Here is a 17,748-nt window from a genome sequence, read left to right on the forward strand (position 1 = left end):
AATTAAGTGATAATTATGATGAATTTCAACATTCGTGGAAACGAGAGAAATTATGAAACAGATTATGATGTTATAATTATCGGTGCTGGTGCTGCAGGCTATTCAGCGGCAATATATGCAAAAAGATCCGGTTTAAATGTTGCAATACTGGAACGCGAGGCCGTTGGCGGTGGTAATACAGCAGTATCGCCACTTGTTGAGAATTACCTTGGCTTCAAGGCCATTGAGGGAGCCGATCTTGCAAGGGAATTCGAAAAACACGCCAGGGAGTATGCAAAGATAATTACAGAGATCGAGGCAAGATCCATTGAAAAAACAAGCGACGGGTTTAAAATAAAAACAAACCGTGAGGATTTTACATCAAGATACATTATAATAACAACCGGTACAACACATAGAAAGATAGGCGTCCCTGGTGAGAACGAGTACTATGGCAAGGGCGTTTCATACTGCTCCACATGCGATGGATACCTTTTTAAGGATAAGAGGGTTGCCGTGATCGGCGGTGGCAATTCCGGTGCAATATCTGCAATATATTTAAATGGTATAGCCAGTGATACAAGGATAATATCACATTCTGATAGATACAAATGCGAGGATGCATATGTCGAGACAATAAAGGAAAAGAACATACCATTTATATTAAATGCTGAGACAACGGAGATCATAGGAGATGGCAAAAAGGTCACCGGTCTTAAATACACTGATAAGAAAACAGGCAAGGAAAATGAGATAGAGGTTGATGGAATATTTGTATACGTCGGAATAGTACCACAGACTGAATTTCTTAAGGGTTCCGGCGTTAAGATGGACGATCGCGGCTTCATAATCGTTGATGACAAGATGAGGACCTCTGTTCCCGGAATATATGCCGCCGGTGATGTTGTAAAGGGCAGTGAGGAGCAGATTGCAACGGCCGTTGGTGACGGATGCCGGGCCGCAATAACAATGTACACTGATAATATGCATAAATAAATTTTTACGATTTTAATGAAAAATAAATACAAGGTACTTTTTGTAACGACCCTAAGCACGGTAATGGCCGCAATAGATTCAACGATAATATACCTTGCACTTCCGTTCATTGGAAGGGATCTTCATGGAAGCATATCTGAATTAACCTGGCTCCTTGTTTCATATATTATATCATCAACGATAATATTAATACCCGGTATAAAGATAACAGCAAGGATTGGCAGAAGGCTATCTTACATCTATGGCTTCCTTTTATTTTCATTATCCTCCCTGGGCATAACAGTATCACCATATATTATATTGTCAATAATACTTAGGTTCATTGAGGGGCTTGGCGCCGGTATACTTTCAATTACAGATATACCTGTCATACTTGATGCCTTTGATGATAATAAATCAACGGCAATAGGCATAAACTCAATATCATGGGGTATAGGAACAATTGCAGGCCCTTTAATAGGTGGTTACCTATCATCAATAGACTGGCGTCTGATCTTCCTTATAAATGTACCAATAGGCATTATTGCGATACCATTTGCATACAGGTATATACCATCTGTAAGAAGCATGGAAAACCCTGATTCATATTCTATAATAGCAGCCGCAATGATGATACCTTTGATTGTTGGCATAACCTTTATAAATAAATATTTTATAATAGCTGGCATAATATTAATAATACCGGCATTGATAATATACAGAAGGCATCCTTTTATATCAAGGAAGCTGTTGAATTTAAGAATTTTTTTGCTTGGATTATCGATCTTCTTTGAGGCTTTTGCCTTTTTTGCGGTCATCTATATTTTATCATTATACTTTGAGGCTGATCTTGGCTATAATCCCATTTATGCATCGTTGTTAATAATATGGTATCCTGTTTCTTCTTTGATATTTAATCCGGTTGGAGGATATATATCAGATTATATAAAAAAACCATATTTAATAATGGGCATTGGTGCCCTGGCCGAATCCCTACCGATAATATTTATAGGTAGGTTTATGTTTTACATACCTGAGATGCTGTTTATCTCTGGTGCCGGTGGATCAATATACTGGCCACCATCAACAACGGCCCTGGCGGATTCATATAGCGATGCAAGAACAGATGCAAGCAGCCTGCTTTTTATAATAAGAAACACATCATTATTATTATCAATATCATTGATACCGCTGTTTATATTTTTTTATTCCGGGATAGATATCTCCCTTGGAAATCTCTTCATTTTAAATGAGCGTTTAAACATTTATAACTCGGTATCATACTTTTTAATCTTTATAGGCGTTGTAAACATGCTTTCCATTATTCCATTAATTATATTAAGAAAACAAAACTTTTAATGATATTAATTATATCCATGCATGAAGAGAGATATAATATCAGTTTATGATATGAAGGATGATCTTGAGGATATTATAGAGCTTTCAATAAAATTAAAAAAGGACAGGACAATAAAATTCTCTGAAAAAAAGATTCTTGCAATGATCTTTGAGAAGCCCAGCACCAGAACAAGGAACTCGCTTGAGGTTGCAATGGAGCAGCTCAACGGCCATGCAATATATTTAAACCCAAATGATATGCAGATCGGCCGTGGGGAGACCATAGCAGATACCGCCAGGGTTCTTTCAAGATTTGTTGATATAATATCCTACCGCGCATTTAACCATGATGATGTTGTTGAGCTTGCAAGGCATGCAACAGTTCCTGTATTGAACGCCCTTGATAATCTTGAGCATCCAATGCAGATCGTTGCAGATTTCATGACTGTTTACGAGAAAAAGCATAGGTTAAAAGGTCTTAAACTGGCATACATAGGCGACGGAAATAACATGGCAAACTCACTTCTGCTTGGTTCATCAATTCTTGGGGTTGATATATCAATAGCCTGCCCAAAGGGATTTGAGCCAAATAAGGAGATATTGAGGCAGGCCAGGGAGATATCACTTAAAACCGGAAATAAAATAGAGATCACGGATGATCCAAGGATAGCTGTTGAGGCTTCTGATATAATATACACGGACGTCTGGGTATCCATGGGTGAGGAGAATGAAAGGGCTAACAAGGAAAGGATATTCATGCCATACCAGGTAAATGAGGATCTAACAGAAAATGCGAACAGGGACTATATATTCATGCACTGCCTGCCGGCGCACCGTGGGCTTGAGGTAACTGCAGGCGTAATAGACGGCATACACAGCGTTGTTTTTGATGAGGCCGAGAACAGAATATATTCAGAAAAAGGAATAATATATAAATTATTATCCTAATCCCTTTTTGACTCTGATACTGAATAAGTAAATATTACTATGCCTAAGAAAAGCATTATGAATGATATTGTCTCATTGTTTTTAAAATCAAGGAAATCAACAGCTATTATTGTTATTGATGCGGGAATTCCAAAAAACATCCTGAAATGAGACATTGTCAGACATACATCATTGAGGCTTATAAACTTATCTATTCTTCCAGATATCTTTATTTTGATATTTTATAATATATTCTGGAATTTTAATTTTCACGCCAGCGTATTGCAAACCTGCCAAGAACTGTATAAAAAACTGTTTCTATGATTATAATATATATCATGTTTTTAAAAAGCGGTGCCAGATGAAAAACACCCTGAACAAGAACGGCCGCAGGCGTTGTTGGTGACAGCGATAAGAGATATAAAAATGGCCTTGGAACATAGTAGTACGGATAAAATGTCGGTGGCAGTATACTTGTTAATATCGATAGTATTCCTGTTATGCCCCAGATGTTCCTTAGATGATTTATTGAGCCTGCTATTATAAACGATATCGATGTCGTTGTCAGTATTAATGATATCATTATTAACAACATGTAAATTGAGTTATAAAGATTAAAAAGATGGTAATGCATGCCAAGTGCAATGTATAAAATTATCCCTGGAACGGAAAAAACAAGATAACTCAGTGTAAAGGCCATCATGTAATCAAATGGTTTTATATTGCTTGCAACGTACATGTCCTGAACCCTGAGCTGCAGCCTCATGAACGCTGCATCGCCTGCACTGGAGAGACCGACTGATCCAACAAAGGCTATTAATCCACCAACAATTGCGTATTTTACAAGTGTTCCATGACTAAGCACAAAGACCAGAAATAGCAGTGTCAATGGTGTTGCAAGTGATGCTATCAAATATGATGGACCGCGCTTTATTGCCTTTATTCCGTAGTACCATGCCATTAAAAGTATGAATCTAAGATTCAAGAGTTACACCCCTCATTATAAAAAGATCCTCTATTGAAACTGGCTTTACATTATAATCCATTTTTATGTACCTGTAGGCCTCGGATTTATCAACGTACTTAATGTAAAGCGAGCCTATTGTATATGAATTCTCCATTGGTTTGTATGATTCTATTCTAACAAGGTTCCTCATATTTGATATTAGCTCATCGACTGAGCCGGACTTTATAATTTTCCCGGATTCCATCATGTATATCTTTTTTGATAGCTCCTCGGCCTCCTCCATGTAATGCGTTGTTAATATAACATTGCCATTTAATTTTTTTATTGCTGACCAGACCTCGAACCTTGATAGCGGGTCAAGACCTGTTGTAGGCTCATCCAGGAAAACAGTATCTGCGTTTGCAGCCAGGGCTATGGCAACGAACATCTTCCTCTTCATTCCACCGGATAATGTATCTGTAGGCTTGTGCATGGCATCAAGACCGACGTCCTTTAAGGCCTTTATTGCCGCATTTTTTGCCTCATGGAATGAAAAGCCCCTGGCGGCAAGGAACATATTTACCTGCTCGTAAGCCGTTAATATGCCTATGGGCGAGGCCTCCTGTGGTATGCTGACAATCTTTTTTCTTACCTTTTCAGGCTCCCTTACTATGCTTATTCCGTCTATTAAGGCATCGCCTGAGCTTGGCCTGAGCTGCGTCGACAGCATTCTTAGCAACGTCGTCTTTCCGGCGCCATTCCGGCCTATTATCGAAACAATACCGCTATCAATCTTATAATTTAAATGATCAACAGCAACCTTTCCATCAGGATAGGTTTTGCTTAAATTTATTAGCTCAATCATAAATTTAGATGAAATGCCTTGTTATTATATAATAATTTACATTCAGAACCTTGATACAAAAGATATAATATTCCCGTACCTTTCCTTTAATGATTTTTTGTTAAACCTTGAAACGTAATGATCTATCATTGATGTTTCCTCGCTGCTTAAATTAATGTTCATGGACTTTACATTTTCTATTACATGTTCAGGAACATTACTTTTTGGTATCGCAAAGAAGTTCTTTGATAAGATCCATGCAAGGATTACCTGTCTTACAGTTGCATTTCTTTTATTTGCTATTATATTAAACGGGCTTTCATCCTTTGAAATGGCATCAATATCATGGCCATGCATTAACGGGCTGTATGCTATAATTGAAATGCTGTTTTTCCTGCAGAATTCAGATATCTCAGGTTCTATGTATCTAACCAGTGGATTGTATTCAACCTGGTTTGACACAATTTCATATTTTGACATTGCGGACATTGCGCTTTTTAATTCGTTTACATTAAAATTGCTGACACCTATGTATCTTATCATACCGGTATCTACAAGGTGCTCCATGGCTTTCATTGTTTCCTTTATATCGACGTGCCTGTTTGGCCAGTGTAACTGGTAAAGATCTATTGTTTTTACATTTAACCTTTTAAGGCTGTTTTCACAGGCTCTTATTAAGCTATCATATTTAAAATGATTCGGAAATACCTTTGTGGCTATAAAAACTTCCCTGGATTCTATGGCCCTTCCAACCATGGCCTCGTTTCTGTATGCCTCGGCAGTGTCCACAAAGTTTGAGCCGGCGTCCAGACCTGCACGTATTGCCATTATGCTTTGATCGTTGCTTTTCATCTGCCATGTGCCAATTCCTATTGATGAAATCCTTTCACCGGTCTTCCCAAGATAAAATTCCATAAATTTATAATATAAATGTAAATAAAATACTTTTCAAAAATTTATTCTGTTTTTATATACCAGGTTTTATTGCCCTCCCTTATTCTCTGAAGTGCATCCTCTAATGTTGATGGCGGTGGCAGTATTCCCTTATCTCCAGGCCTCCAGTTCACCGGTGTTGCTATTTTCCTTGACCAGTTGGCCTGCAGCGCCTTTACTGACCTTAATATCTCATCTATGTTTCTGCCAGTTTCTGCAGGATAGTATATCATCCATCTTACGGTCTGGTTTGGATCTATTATAAATACTCCGCGAACGGTATTTCCGGCGTTCTCGTCGATTAGATTGTATTCCCTTGCTATCTCCTTATTTATATCAGCTATAACAGGAAACTGTATCTCTATACCAAATTTTTCATAGATGTCCTTAAGCCATTCGATATGGCTTTGCAGGCTGTCAACGCTCAGACCTATCAACTCGACGTTTAATTCCTTAAAATCGTTGTATCTCCTTGAAAACTCAATAAATTCTGTTGTGCATATTGGCGTAAAATCTGCAGGGTGTGAGAACAAAAGCACCCATTTGTTTTTGTAATCTGATAGCGATATTACACCACGCGTTGTGTTTGCCGTAAAATCCGGGGCCCTTTTACCAAGATACACAGGCATTCTATCACCAGTATGTGATCCGTAAAAAATATAATACAGTTATCAAAGGTGCAATTGCACCAATAGATATATTTTAATATTAAAAAATATTAATATCATTATTTTTAAAATTTCCTTATTTTAATTGCTAAATTAAGTTTATATCTATTTTATAAATAAATTATATATGATAATAGATGATAGACGTTATATATCATGCGGTGGTGATTCATTAACATATCTTAAATCACTTTTAAAATCATGGAGCATTGATATTGATGATGATGTGATGCTTTATTTATCAAGGGAGAAATTTCCATATAAAAGGGAGGTTTTTGAGAAATTATGTTTAATGTACAACCTGAGGATTATAAAATTTGATGATGATAATGATATATCTATATTATTTCGAAAAATATGATTTCAAAGGAATTCTGCATCAATAAATTCATCAGGATTAAAGTTATTTAGCCTGCCATTTTCCTTTAATATTTTTCCGTTTACAATTACATAAAGTACATTTGATGGATTTCCGGAGAAAACGATGTTCTTTATAAAATCATTGCCCGGAATCATGTTAACAGCCCGTCTGTCAATTATTATTAAATCGGCAATGCTGCCGGGCTCAATTATTCCACCGTTTAGATTTAATGCACTGTAGCCATTCAATGTTGCCATTCTAAAAATGTCACCGGATTTTATTATTGACGGGTCCCAGCGCTCATTGTTTATTGATAGCAATGAGAACTTCATTTCCTGGAACATATCAAGTGAGTTGTTGCTTCCGGAGCTGTCCGTTCCAATTGATACATTTATGTTATTATTAAGCATTTCCGGTATGGGTGCGTTGCCCCCTGATGCAAGCTTCGCATTGCTTACAGAGTTCCATGAAACCTTTACATTGTTTTTTGAGAGCATCTTTATCTCATTGATTGTTACCCAGACGCAGTGTGCCGCAATCAATTTATCTGAAAGGAAGTTTATTTTATTTAAATGCTCAACAGGCCTCTCACCGTAGCGTTTTACCGTATCATAGACTTCCTTCCTGGTTTCCGATAAATGTGTGTGCATCATAACATTGTATTTTTTTGATAGATCAAGAACCTTCATGTATGTTTCATCAGATGATACATATATACCTTGAACACCGATCATTGGTGTTACATTTTCAGGGTGGTCCATTGTTATAAAATGTTCGGCATTCTTTACAGGGCTGCCCTTCTGTGTTGTGTACTCATCGTCAAGAACGGCCCAGGCAAGGTATGCGCGTATACCTGTTTTCTCTGCAGCCCTTTGTATTATATCCTCTGAATAATATAAATCAACAAATGTTGTTATTCCTGAATTTATCATTTCATACATGCCAAGAAGTGACGAGTTATATATACCGTTATCTGTTCTTGAAGAATCAAGATCACCGGATTTTTCCAGAAAATCACTTAAAACAGTATCGTCCAAAAGACCCTTGAAACCTGTCATTGCAACATGGGCATGGGTATTCACAAACCCTGGTATTAAAAGATTGCATTTTGCGTCTATAATATAATCTGCGTAATCTTTTATCTCACCTGTTTTTTTTATTATATTACCATCTATTAATACATCTGATTTTATGAATTTTAAATCCCTTAAAATCATTGCATTTTTTATTAAAATTGACATTATTTTGTATCTTTTTTAATTATTAATTTTTTATCTTACCTTAACACCGGCACCATGATCGAGATCAATCATTGCCCTGTAAGATATCAGTGCAGTGCCAACACCGCGGATCTCATTGTTGTGAACTATTATAACCTCATCCCCGGGTTTTATATCGTCTGTTGCATCTTTTATACCGGCATTGAAGACATAGGATGTTGGCTTAAAATCATCAATGTAAACAATCTTTTTACCTGCATTTAAAAATATACATGCACCGTTTCTATTTATCGTGAACCTGCCAAGTTTTTCATTGAATACAAAGAGGGCCCTGCCATTCCTTGTTACCATATCCATGTTATAGCTCCTGCTTATTTTTATATCATCTAGATAATCTTTTATCCATGTTCCAAACTGGTATGATAGCATGCTTTTATAATTGAATAAATGATCCATTTTTGGAGAGTTTATCGTTAAATCCCTAAGTGTTGATTCAAGCTCGGAAAGTTTTTCCTCTGATAGTATATTACCCTCAATTAAAATGATGTTTCCAGAGCTTTTTATAAAGTTTAAATCCTCATCTATGTATGCTACTATGTTTTTATATCTATTTTTTAATAAATAGGATTTTAAGAGATCGTTTATCATCTTCTTTTCATCCTCGTACCAGAGGCCTATGACCGGGATATCATAGAAGGCCGCAGGGTACATGGATTCAAGCTCCCTCGGAACCAGACCAACAGGCGAGGTTACTATTAACTCGTGTATGTATTTTCTGTATTTTTCTATCCTGGAAAGTATCTTTTTATGGCTCTTTGATTTTGAATATGGTTTTTTTGCTGAGCATGGGAGTATTAAAAGATTTTCAACGTCAGGTTTTGAATAATCATTTTTTATGTAGTTCCTGTAAGATACTATGTCAGGCCTGTTTAATGATTCTATGGTGTTTGCCTTTATATATGGTGTATATACCGGAAATACCATTGAATAATCTGAAAAATAATCATTATCAATTATTCTTAGCATCTCAATTGCCCTGCTTGAATACTGGAACTTCTCAACGAATTCCCTTAGTGTACCTGTTTTTATTGCGGATCTTAATAATGATATAATATCGTTGGCGAACTTAAGGTTATCATTTATATTATTATCAGATGATTTTGTTTTGCCCATCATTGTGTATTTTATATTATTAATGCTCTCCTCTTTTATGTATATATCATCAAAGAGGTCAGCACCGGCATAAACAAGAACAGGTATAATGTATGGATCACCTATGCCAGGAAGGTATATTAATTTTGAAAAACCGTATTTTTTTCTTAAAGCCATTAATGCCTTTATTATAAGCCTTGGCCTCTGTATTAGCTCAACGGCATTGTAAACCATTACTATATCACCGGATTCAATGCAATAAAGGGAGGACATAAAATATGGATATTTTATCTCTGCATTGAATTCATTGCCAAGAACATAAAATTTATCTGATCTCTTAAACTGGTTTATATCATCAGTATTTATGATAAGAGGTGTTTCGTAATCCTTATAGTAAAGACTTAATGCGTTGCCAAATGTGAAGACGTTATCCTTTTTTTCCATAAAAGCTAATGGCTAAAGCATAGATATATTTTTACAGTTTGTGTGTATAAAAAACTTAATAATGTATAAATAATTTCTATATGAATGCATGGAAGTATATCATACCCGGGTGACGTCATAGCAAGTGAGGAGGAGTACCTACCAGGCAAAAACACCATTGAGGATGCTGGGAATATAATATCTCTATGCTATGGTGAGGTCGTAAAGGATGACAGGAACCTTGTTATATCTGTCAGGCCAATGAAGCATGAAAGGGCATTAAAGGTAGGCGATATTGTTTACGGGATGGTTCTCAAGGTAACAAACAATGAGGCAACGGTACATATCTACGCTGTTGAGGATAATAGGTTAATCCCTGTGGAAAAGGACGCAAAGCTGAGACTGCCAATACTGAACAGGAATTATACCCAGATGGTTTCACTTGGGGACATGTTAAGGGGAAAGGTGTTAACGACAAAACCACTTTACATAACAATATTCTCCACGCATCTGGGCGTTCTCAGAACAAGATGCACCGTTTGCCGCAGGGAGATGGTGATAAAAAATAATGTGCTTTACTGTACAAACTGTAAAAGAATAGAGAGGAGAAAGATCTCGGATGATTATGGCAATATAAATATAGGTGATAATAATGAAGGAAGGTAAAGTAAAGGATGTTCAGGAGTTATCCAGGGAGGTAAATGACATGAGAAAGGAGCTTGACAGCATGAAGGAAGTTGTTAGGGGCCTCCTTGAGATAATGATGAGCAGGGAAGAATATGATGATGGTGATGAATATAATTGAGGTGGTTTTATGGCGCTATTACCAATGAAGATGCTTGAGGAGAGTTTAAATAAGAAGGTATCACTGCTTTTAAAGGACAACAGGGTTCTTGAAGGCACCCTTGCAGGCTATGATGAGTACATGAACATGACGCTTGATGATGCCGAGGAGAGCGGTGAGACCCAGAGAAAGCTTGGAACTGTTGTTATAAGGGGCAGCAACGTTGTAAGAATTGCCCCAAAATAATTTTTATTTTATTATTTCTATAATGTGTATAATCATAACAATGAAAAAGACAAAGGTCAGATATGGAGCCGTGTAGATAAATAGCCTCATGGAGGCTTTCTTTGTGGGCTTTTTTATGAAATTTACTGAATATATTACAATTGGTACTGATAATATTAATATAACCAGAAGGTAAAGATAATTAAAAAAACCAAGAAAATATGGTATTACAGAAAACAGTATAAGAAGCATTGATGATAATGATATTGAAACTGCTGTTTTCCTATCCGAGTAAACAACTGGAAGCATTGGAACCCCGGCCCTGTAATAATCATCACGGTACTTGTATGCAAGGCTCCAGACATGAACCGGGATCCAGAACATTACAAGGAAGAATAATATAAAAGGTATCCATGAAAATCTATCAGTGACTGTATACCAGCCTATAAGTACCGGAAATGCACCTGAGAACCCACCAAGGATTATGCTGTACGGGGTTCTCCTTTTTAAAAGGTAGCTGTAAATAAAAACGTTATCGAACAGGCCAAGGAACATAAATAGTGCTGCAAGGTATCTTTTAAATATTAATAATATAAAAATAGAGAAGAGCGATAGTATGATTCCAAACAAAAAGGCACCCTTTTCGCTGATTTCGCCTGATGGCAATGGCCTGTTTCTTGTTCTCTCCATTATTGAATCCATATCCCGGTCTATGTAATTTGTAAGACCCTCGGCACCCATTGAACCGGTCATGTTTGCAACAAGGGCGACAAGTAATAGTATTATTAAATATGATTTAAATGAGTTTATCGCAAGTATTGAACCTATTAATCCTATAAAGACTAAAAGCCACCATACCTGTGGCTTTGAATAGATGAAATAGGCCCTTAATTTATTCATATACATGTATGCTTTATTCATAATTAATTCTTTTTAAATATTTTTTCATAAAATCCTTAAATATTTTAAAAATGGTAATATCGACATTAATTATAACTATATAAATTAACACGTATAATTTTTGGCTAACAAATTTGTGAAAAGTTTATATCTTAGTTATAGATGAAACCATATGGCCGGAAACGATATTAACAAGATTATAGAATCATACAGGAACAAAAATCCATTAAAAGACATACCAACTGTCCTTGTTCCGGTTTGGCAGATAAAGATAAAGGAGAGATTTGGAATAAACGTTGACAGGGAGATAGCAGAATACATTGTCCTTGCTGCCCATGAGAGCGGAACCTGGAAGAAGCAGAGGGCTATAAGAAAGATAGAGCAGATATTAATAACAAGGGGAGAGAACAGGGAGAATGCAAAAAAGATGGCAAGAAACATAGTGGAGATGGCGGTTGGCAATATACAGGAATAAGATTAATAAAAGGCAGCTTGAGATAAGGCTTCAGGGATTGATGCTGCCGGAGAATTACGATATAAATCTCGAGCAGTATCCGACGGATGCTTCCTCGGCATCTTCAATTATTATAAGCGCATATTTAAATGGTGATATTTTAAACAAAAGGGTGGCCGATCTTGGCTGTGGTTATGGTGTATTCGCCATTGGTGCCTCGCTAATGGGAGCTCTGGAATCAAAGGGCTTTGACATAGACCAGGAAATGATAAAACTCTCAGTTAAAAATAATGAGATTGCAGGTGCCAGTGCAAGATTTTTTAATATGGATGTTTCTAAAATAGATGAAACGTTCGATACAGTTATAATGAATCCACCATTTGGCTCTGTTATAAGGGGCAGTGATATGAAATTCCTCGAAAAGGCTCTGGAAATATCAAAAAATATATATTCAATACATAATGCCAGGGCATACGATTTTATAAGGAAATTTTACACGGAAAATGCCGAGATCATGGATGAGAGCTTTATGTCAATTGAGATCCCAAGGATATACAAACATCATAGGCATGATAGATATAAAATAGACTCAGTAATTTTTTATGTAAAAAATTGAAAAAATAATTATATTGAATTGCAATTAACCATTAATGGCCGGGGTGGGGTAGTGGCACATCCTTGGGGACTGTGGATCCCCGGACCCGGGTTCAATTCCCGGTCCCGGCCCTTTTGTATTCTTAAACTTTTAAACTTAAATATAAAAATATATAAAGACTGAAAATATTAACCACAGGGTGTTAGAATGAGCTGGACTGAAGCAGAGGTAAGAGAATTAAAGGTTGGAAGATACATATTAATTGACGATTCACCATGCAGGATCGTTGACATTACAATGTCAAAGCCAGGGAAGCACGGTGAGGCAAAGGGAAGAATAGTTGCAATAGGGGTCTTTGATAATCAAAAGCACAGTGTGGTTTATCCTGTAAAGCATAAGGTTAAGGTTCCGGTAATTACAAAGAAGAATGCCCAGGTTCTATCAATAGCAAACAATGAGGTTCAGTTAATGGACTCTGAGACATTTGAAACCTTTGTTATACCGGTTGATCCTGCAGACCTTGAGAAGATTAAACCAGGAATGGAGGTGCCCTATTGGGAGGCAATGGGTCAGAGAAAGATAATGCTTCAGAACTGATGCAGCACTTTTCGTATCTTAAATTACCTGATGCATTATCTGATTATAAAAATGCAAGGTACGTTCTCTTCGGCGTACCTTTTGACAATACATCAAGCTATAGAAGGGGTTCAAGGCTATCACCAAATTATATAAGATACGCATACAATAATCTAGAATCCTTCGAGATAAATTACAAGTACAATATACCTGACGCCGGCATATGTGATCTTGGAGATCTGCCTGTTTACGAGGATGTTGAGTACGTTCTTAGCGAGGTGGAAACTGTAACAAGAACAATATTCAATGATAAAAAGGTGCCAATAATGCTTGGTGGGGAGCATTCAATAACAATTGGTGCTGTGAGAAACCTCAGGAACGTAAAGATGCTGATAATCGATGCACACTCGGACTTCAGGGATTCTTACATGGACAATATTTATAATCATGCATGCGTTACAAGAAGGTGCCTTGACATTCTGGGAAGGGATAGTATAGTTTCCGTTGGCACAAGGTCAACATCCCTTGAGGAGTACGAATCGCCGGAGTACAGAAATGTCCGTTTTGTATCATCTGAATATGTGCTAGAAAATGGAATAAAAAGCGTTTTGGATGAGCTTGATGAATTTATCGGTGATTCCAGGATATATTTCTCAATAGATATGGATGGTATAGACCCGGCCTATGCACCCGGCGTTGGTACACCTGAGCCATATGGCCTAAGAGACACTGATGTAAGATCAATAATAAGGAGATTTTCAAAGAAAAGCATAGGATTTGACATCGTTGAGATGACGCCATTATATGATAATGGAAACACATCAATGCTTGCGGCAAAGATGATACAGGATTTTATAGCAAGCAGGGAAAAATAAATAAAATATATTTTTAAATACCAAGGCTTTCAGTGATCTTGCTGCCCTTTGTGACAACAACCTTGCACGGTGTTGGCAGTTTTATTGATGCCTTGTGCAGGGCATCCTTTAAAAGCTTTGCATTGTTTCTGTCAACCCTTCCGACCATTATGATCTGGCCTGGATAAACCCTTGCAGCCGTGCCAACAGGCCTGCCAAAGGCTGCCCTCATACCGCTTGATATTCTGTCTGCACCGGCGCCGGTTGCCATTTTATGCTCCCTTATCACCTGGTGCGGGTACGGCCTTATCTGCAGGAAATAATTATCCGATCCCGCAGCATCAAGAAGCTTTCTGTTTACCGATACCCTTGCGGCCTCTAGGGCGGTATGCCTTATCTGGCACGCCTCCTCGGCAACAAGCATCATTTCAATTTCAAAGTCCTTCTTTTGATTGCCCTGAATAAACGTTGTGATTTTTGGATATGGTACACCGCCCATAAACTCCTTTCTTGTGTATGCCGGGCCGGTGATTCTTGTATACATTCTTGCTGGTTTTGTTACCATTATTATCCATTCTAAAATTCTTACATGTATAAAATATTTTTTAATTTATTTATTCCTTTTTTATAAGCGTTGCAGCTATGTAGATTTGTGATAACTGGTAATTATCTTTTATACCATGGTATTGAGCATGTTAAGGCAATAAAGCAACAATGAAATGATGCATGTTTGAATTAAAAATCAAATATATCTATTAATATTTTCAGTGCAATTAACAGTTAATTATTATTCAATTTTTATTTCATGTTTTATTGAATTTATATTTATTAAGCCTGAAAATGATGTTATGTATTTGTTAAGATGCAATGGTCCATGACATAACAATTATAAAAATGACTTTTATTTATAATAAAAATTTCTTATTAATTTGATTTTAGTAATTTAATCATCTTAACGCAGCTCTCAACAGCCTCCTTTGCCATATCTATCCTTGCCTCTGCCTGGAGCCTTGATTCTCCAGGACCTGAAATACCAAGGGCCACAGGCTTATTATACTCCAGACTTAGATCTGTTATCTTTCTTGAAACGTTGTCCATTATGATTTTATGATGATCCGTTTCACCTTTTATAACCGCGCCTATTGTTACAACGCCATCGATATCATTATCCATAAGCAGCTTTTTAATTGCTAGTGGCATATCAAATGAGCCCGGAACCCTTAGTATTTTATGCACCTCAACACCAAGAAATTCAGCATACGATCTTGCCCTTTCAAGCATCATCATTGTTATATCATAATTGAATTCTGCAACAACCATTCCTATTCTTATCATGATAAACACCTAATGTTTATGGCCGGATCCAGCAGGCCCCTTATCAGGGAATCCCTGTCTTAATCCCATGCCTGCGTTTTCTGTTAACTTTTCCTTGTCGAACAATAAATAATAGACGTTCAGGGCATGCTCCCTGGCACGCCTGTCGCAGAGCCATGAAAGTTCATTGTCATCCATGGCCTCATCCTCATGTACAAAGACCTCAATGATGTGTTTCTTTTCCTGAAGCTGAACCTCCATTATGCCTGTTGATGCTATCTGGGCTGAAATTTTGTCAACGGGCATGGGCCCTGGCATGCCAAATGCCATTACAATATCGCAGTTGTAATCCTCAAAGAGTATCTTTGCAGCAACAGGTATATCCTTTATTCCTGGAACCGTGTATCTCTGGAAAATAAAACCCGTACCGGTTTTCTCAAGTTCATCCATGGCTGCAGAGGCCATATCATATCTTGCAAATGTTGTATCAACAATACCAATAACCTTCAATTGGAACCACTCCAGTGTGAAATTATTTCATCGCCTGTGATAAAGGTATAATTGTGATTCCTTGCATATGCCATGGCCTCCTCCATTGTCATTGATCTTCCGGTATCTGATAACATCTCAACGATTGTTGCCGATGGTATCAGACCGGATATTTCAACAAGGTATGTGCTTAATTCTGTATGGCCCCTTCTTTTTTTGAAGTAGCCATCACTGGCTATTAATAAATGTATATGCCCTGGTGATCTGAAGATCCTTCCAAAATCATTATAGTCCATCTTTTTTCTTCTAAGGTTATCAATGTAAAATGATATGTCTTTGACCGTTTTTGCACGGTCTATATCAGGTATTCCTGTAAATGTCTCCCTGGAATTTACCGTTATTGAGAACGTGCTGTTTTTATCATATTTTAAATCGTCCGCATTTGTTATATTTGGTATATCAAGTGTTTTATACAGATCCTCAATGTAAGGAAGCCTTGTTAATAAGGCATCCTCCATTTTTATTGTTGTGCATATTAAACCACCGCCATCCTTTCTCATCGATCTTATAGATTCCGGCCTGATAAACTGCGATGCATAGACCATATCGGTTTCTCCTTCCCTGTCGTCTGAATCAAAGATTAGGACTGGCATCCCTGATCTAAGGGATTTAACAGCTTCCTGGATCATGATGGATTATTGCATTATATTATTTAATATATTGGTATCTACTCATTATTAAGTAATATTGCCTCATGGTAGTGCCTCTTTGTCACTATCTGATATGGATTCAACAGCTCATTCCTAAAAAATATGTATTTTTCAGCTATTTTTATTCCTTTTTTAAGCATGAATTCCCTTGGATTGTCTATAACCATCCTTAGTATATCCTCTGGTGATATGTATCCATTAAATCTCTGGTATCTGTATAAGAAATCCATCTCCATGAAAATGTCAGGTATTGATGTAAAGACATTATCAGTGCCAAGCATAAGCTTTATTTTATGCCTTAAAAATTTTGAATAATCAGGCCTTTTTCCATAGAAGATGTTTGACCTTGGCGTTATTGATAAATATATGTTCCTGCCTGATATTTTATCCAGATCATCGTCGCTGGCCTCTATGCCATGTATAAGAAGATCCGGTTTTAAACCAAGAACCATGTTTATATCCTCCCGGGTGTTCTCGCTGAAGTGCAATGCCATGATCTTTTTATTTTTGTGTGCCAGTTCAGATATGTTCAGTGCGGCATCGTAATCAATATCAGATACAGAACTTAAACCAATACCATCTGATATTTTAATAATGTCATTAGGATCGTCATTTTTATATGGCCTTCCAAATATCAATGGTACTATGTATTTCCTTCTTGTATTCTTTAATAGGTTTATGCCATTTATACCGTTCTCACGAAAATCAAAAAATGCCAGTGTTCCTGTATTTTCCATGTACCTTTCTGATTTTTCCATGTATTCCTTTACTTTATATTCATCTGCAGATTCCAGCGCCCTGTGCTTTAAGCCACCAGGGCCAACTATTTCAGGCAGCGTGCCTGCAGGCTCGTCCATTATAAATGAGTCACCGATATGTGTATGTGCATTTACAGGCATTGGTATCAATGTTCCTTTAATACCGGTTTTTTCAGTTAATTCCATGGAGCTGGTATCAAAGTTCCCTTTTATCATGGAACCTTTAAAGTATATATTTCCTGAAATGATCATGGTACTGTATTTATTTAAAATATAAAATATAATAATTTATTTCAGATTTACAATATAATTATATAAATTTT

24 protein-coding genes and 1 tRNA gene are annotated in these 17,748 nt (G+C 36.9%); 12 read left to right on the forward strand and 13 right to left on the reverse strand.

Going from position 1 to position 17,748, the window contains the following annotated elements; genetic code table 11:
- Positions 1–15 precede the first annotated feature (15 nt).
- The 3 genes from B8780_RS01230 to argF are packed head-to-tail and all read left to right on the forward strand — an operon-like array spanning position 16 to position 3,240.
- A complete protein-coding gene (locus tag B8780_RS01230) occupies positions 16–975 on the forward strand; it encodes an NAD(P)/FAD-dependent oxidoreductase (RefSeq protein ID WP_084272383.1) in 960 nt (319 codons plus the stop codon).
- Positions 976–990: 15 nt separating this feature from the next.
- A complete protein-coding gene (locus B8780_RS01235) occupies positions 991–2,313 on the forward strand; it encodes an MFS transporter (protein WP_084272384.1) in 1,323 nt (440 codons plus the stop codon).
- Positions 2,314–2,334: 21 nt separating this feature from the next.
- Positions 2,335–3,240 (forward strand): ornithine carbamoyltransferase, encoded by a 906-nt coding sequence (gene argF, locus B8780_RS01240; RefSeq protein ID WP_084272385.1) that lies wholly within the window; start codon positions 2,335–2,337, stop codon positions 3,238–3,240.
- Here the strand turns inward: argF and B8780_RS08060 are convergent.
- The 5 genes from B8780_RS08060 to B8780_RS01260 all read right to left on the reverse strand — a co-directional run bounded on the left by B8780_RS08060 (position 3,237) and on the right by B8780_RS01260 (position 6,571).
- On the reverse strand, positions 3,237–3,395 hold the full coding sequence (locus B8780_RS08060) for a hypothetical protein (RefSeq protein ID WP_011177532.1): 159 nt from the start codon (positions 3,393–3,395) through the stop codon (positions 3,237–3,239). The two genes, argF and B8780_RS08060, sit on opposite strands and share 4 nt — an antisense overlap.
- Positions 3,396–3,481: 86 nt before the next feature.
- Positions 3,482–4,204 (reverse strand): ABC transporter permease, encoded by a 723-nt coding sequence (locus B8780_RS01245; RefSeq protein ID WP_011177531.1) that lies wholly within the window; start codon positions 4,202–4,204, stop codon positions 3,482–3,484.
- Positions 4,194–5,030, reverse strand: a complete 837-nt coding sequence (locus B8780_RS01250; RefSeq protein WP_084272386.1) for an ABC transporter ATP-binding protein — start codon at positions 5,028–5,030, stop codon at positions 4,194–4,196. The genes B8780_RS01245 and B8780_RS01250 overlap by 11 nt, the downstream gene beginning before the upstream one ends.
- A gap of 42 nt (positions 5,031–5,072) precedes the next feature.
- Positions 5,073–5,924 (reverse strand): aldo/keto reductase, encoded by an 852-nt coding sequence (locus tag B8780_RS01255; protein ID WP_084272387.1) that lies wholly within the window; start codon positions 5,922–5,924, stop codon positions 5,073–5,075.
- 41 nt (positions 5,925–5,965) lie between these two features.
- On the reverse strand, positions 5,966–6,571 hold the full coding sequence (locus B8780_RS01260) for a peroxiredoxin (RefSeq protein ID WP_011177528.1): 606 nt from the start codon (positions 6,569–6,571) through the stop codon (positions 5,966–5,968).
- Positions 6,572–6,737: 166 nt separating this feature from the next.
- Here B8780_RS01260 and B8780_RS01265 point away from each other — a divergent pair, with 166 nt between their 5' ends.
- Entirely contained in the window at positions 6,738–6,971 is a 234-nt protein-coding gene (locus tag B8780_RS01265; protein ID WP_011177527.1) for a hypothetical protein, read from the forward strand.
- A gap of 2 nt (positions 6,972–6,973) precedes the next feature.
- Here the strand turns inward: B8780_RS01265 and B8780_RS01270 are convergent, their stop codons facing one another.
- Both B8780_RS01270 and B8780_RS01275 read right to left on the reverse strand, forming a co-directional pair.
- Positions 6,974–8,212: an amidohydrolase family protein gene (locus B8780_RS01270; RefSeq protein ID WP_084272388.1), complete on the reverse strand. Its 1,239-nt coding sequence runs from the start codon at positions 8,210–8,212 to the stop codon at positions 6,974–6,976.
- Positions 8,213–8,242: 30 nt separating this feature from the next.
- Positions 8,243–9,787 (reverse strand): archaeosine synthase subunit alpha, encoded by a 1,545-nt coding sequence (locus B8780_RS01275; protein ID WP_084272389.1) that lies wholly within the window; start codon positions 9,785–9,787, stop codon positions 8,243–8,245.
- Between the two features lie 84 nt (positions 9,788–9,871).
- Here B8780_RS01275 and B8780_RS01280 point away from each other — a divergent pair, with 84 nt between their 5' ends.
- The 3 genes from B8780_RS01280 to B8780_RS01285 are packed head-to-tail and all read left to right on the forward strand — an operon-like array spanning position 9,872 to position 10,796.
- On the forward strand, positions 9,872–10,432 hold the full coding sequence (locus tag B8780_RS01280; protein WP_011177524.1) for an exosome complex RNA-binding protein Csl4: 561 nt from the start codon (positions 9,872–9,874) through the stop codon (positions 10,430–10,432).
- Entirely contained in the window at positions 10,419–10,571 is a 153-nt protein-coding gene (locus tag B8780_RS08195; RefSeq protein ID WP_011177523.1) for a hypothetical protein, read from the forward strand. Before B8780_RS01280 ends, B8780_RS08195 begins: the two co-directional genes overlap by 14 nt.
- 9 nt (positions 10,572–10,580) lie before the next feature.
- Positions 10,581–10,796 (forward strand): LSM domain-containing protein, encoded by a 216-nt coding sequence (locus tag B8780_RS01285; protein WP_011177522.1) that lies wholly within the window; start codon positions 10,581–10,583, stop codon positions 10,794–10,796.
- 3 nt (positions 10,797–10,799) lie between these two features.
- Here B8780_RS01285 and B8780_RS01290 read toward each other — a convergent pair whose 3' ends face one another.
- Complete coding sequence (locus tag B8780_RS01290) at positions 10,800–11,696, reverse strand: heme o synthase (protein ID WP_011177521.1); 897 nt, start codon at positions 11,694–11,696, stop codon at positions 10,800–10,802.
- A gap of 151 nt (positions 11,697–11,847) precedes the next feature.
- On the opposite strand from B8780_RS01290, the gene B8780_RS01295 reads away from it, so the two are divergent.
- From B8780_RS01295 to speB, 5 genes are all read left to right on the forward strand, one after another.
- The gene (locus B8780_RS01295) at positions 11,848–12,150 is read left to right on the forward strand and encodes a hypothetical protein (RefSeq protein ID WP_011177520.1); all 303 of its coding nucleotides are present in this window, start codon (positions 11,848–11,850) and stop codon (positions 12,148–12,150) included.
- Entirely contained in the window at positions 12,131–12,745 is a 615-nt protein-coding gene (locus B8780_RS01300; RefSeq protein ID WP_084272390.1) for an METTL5 family protein, read from the forward strand. Before B8780_RS01295 ends, B8780_RS01300 begins: the two co-directional genes overlap by 20 nt.
- Positions 12,746–12,782: 37 nt before the next feature.
- A tRNA-His gene (locus B8780_RS01305) sits at positions 12,783–12,855 on the forward strand.
- A 76-nt stretch (positions 12,856–12,931) separates the two neighbouring features.
- A complete protein-coding gene (locus B8780_RS01310) occupies positions 12,932–13,321 on the forward strand; it encodes a translation initiation factor IF-5A (RefSeq protein WP_011177518.1) in 390 nt (129 codons plus the stop codon).
- Positions 13,279–14,175 (forward strand): agmatinase, encoded by an 897-nt coding sequence (speB, locus tag B8780_RS01315; protein ID WP_153274114.1) that lies wholly within the window; start codon positions 13,279–13,281, stop codon positions 14,173–14,175. The genes B8780_RS01310 and speB overlap by 43 nt, the downstream gene beginning before the upstream one ends.
- Before the next feature lie 13 nt (positions 14,176–14,188).
- Here the strand turns inward: speB and B8780_RS01320 are convergent, their stop codons facing one another.
- From B8780_RS01320 to B8780_RS01340, 5 genes are all read right to left on the reverse strand, one after another.
- A complete protein-coding gene (locus B8780_RS01320; protein ID WP_011177516.1) occupies positions 14,189–14,719 on the reverse strand; it encodes a 50S ribosomal protein L16 in 531 nt (176 codons plus the stop codon).
- 359 nt (positions 14,720–15,078) lie between these two features.
- On the reverse strand, positions 15,079–15,489 hold the full coding sequence (gene ribH / locus B8780_RS01325) for a 6,7-dimethyl-8-ribityllumazine synthase (protein WP_011177515.1): 411 nt from the start codon (positions 15,487–15,489) through the stop codon (positions 15,079–15,081).
- 9 nt (positions 15,490–15,498) lie between these two features.
- Positions 15,499–15,978, reverse strand: a complete 480-nt coding sequence (ribC, locus tag B8780_RS01330; RefSeq protein WP_084272391.1) for a riboflavin synthase — start codon at positions 15,976–15,978, stop codon at positions 15,499–15,501.
- A complete protein-coding gene (ribB, locus tag B8780_RS01335) occupies positions 15,975–16,646 on the reverse strand; it encodes a 3,4-dihydroxy-2-butanone-4-phosphate synthase (RefSeq protein WP_011177513.1) in 672 nt (223 codons plus the stop codon). The genes ribC and ribB overlap by 4 nt, the downstream gene beginning before the upstream one ends.
- Positions 16,647–16,684: 38 nt before the next feature.
- Entirely contained in the window at positions 16,685–17,677 is a 993-nt protein-coding gene (locus B8780_RS01340; RefSeq protein ID WP_084272392.1) for an amidohydrolase family protein, read from the reverse strand.
- Positions 17,678–17,748 lie beyond the last annotated feature (71 nt).

Origin of the sequence: Picrophilus oshimae DSM 9789 (genome assembly GCF_900176435.1) — an archaeon.
GTDB lineage: Archaea > Thermoplasmatota > Thermoplasmata > Thermoplasmatales > Thermoplasmataceae > Picrophilus > Picrophilus oshimae.